Source organism: Parasphingomonas zepuensis, assembly GCF_036663735.1.
Taxonomy (GTDB): domain Bacteria; phylum Pseudomonadota; class Alphaproteobacteria; order Sphingomonadales; family Sphingomonadaceae; genus Sphingomonas.
Window position 1 is genome coordinate 1 of record NZ_JAXOJO010000097.1, and the last position, 1028, is coordinate 1028.

Sequence of the window (1028 nt, forward strand, 5' to 3'; positions counted from 1 at the left end):
CACGCGAGGGGCAGGTCGTTCTCGGTGGACGCGCGCTTGTAGGTGCCAAGCGCACTATCGCACATGTTGAGTTGTGCCGGCCGGACAAGCCCAATCAGATGAAGGAACCCCGAAAGGACACGAACCGTCCACGCCCCGCGGCTAAAGCCGAACAAATAGATGCGGTCGCCTTCCCGCCAGTTCTCCACAAGGAAGCGATAGGCGGCAAGGACATTATCATCGAGGCCATACCCCGTGGCGAGGCCAATCACTTCCACGATCTTCTGACGAACGCGGCGCCACGGATTGATGCGCCCGACGGTGCCAACACCTGGGTGGTAGAAGCAAATTTGCCGTTCGCCCTTCTCAGCAATACGGAAAAGCTTCAGAACGTTCGTCATATTGCGACCGAGTTCGTTACTCGTGCCGTCACATAAAATGACGAGGTTGCGCGGGGTCGAGGCTGCTGCGCGGGGCGATCGTGACGCGCGAGGTTTCTCGTTCGTTTTAGGAGTTGTCATCGGCACGCACCACCTCATCAACAGAGACGCGACCGTAAGCGATAGACTGTACCACTGAGCCATCGGGTGCGACCAGTTCGACCTCGTCGCCTCCGTTGTTTAGCGACATGGTCTGCCCTGCCCGAACTAAGGTCTTGCTGGCACCCGGGGCGATATCAACGAGCGCATCGAGCGCCCACACATTGCCCGCCAGATCGCGCACCCGCCAACCGGCAAGCCCAATTACTACAGTCCCATTGTTTAGAAACGTGATCCTCTCATTGGTCAAATCGTCACCTAGCGGATCAGGCACCAGTTCGACCATTCGCAGTCGTGGAAACGCCGAAACGGGTTGATGGAACTCCGCAGGCTCAAACCAGATCGGCGCAGTCCACACCCGATCATCGAGCGGATGTTCCTCATCCTCACTGCCAAACTGGGTTATACGGAGGACGACATACTCGCCGACCGCTTCGAGACGCACGCCTTCAAGCACCAGAGGCACTTGTTGGTTGCCTTCAACCTCATATGTCTCAACCGGTGCAGTTG

General features: G+C 58.0%; 2 protein-coding genes. Both read right to left on the reverse strand.

The window, feature by feature from the left end; all coding sequences use genetic code 11:
• Nucleotides 1-380 (reverse strand): T6SS phospholipase effector Tle1-like catalytic domain-containing protein (locus U1769_RS25545; protein WP_332720954.1); only part of this gene is annotated, 380 nt, incomplete at its 3' end.
• Between the two features lie 106 nt (nt 381-486).
• Nucleotides 487-1028 (reverse strand): lamin tail domain-containing protein (locus U1769_RS25550; protein WP_332720955.1); only part of this gene is annotated, 542 nt, incomplete at its 5' end.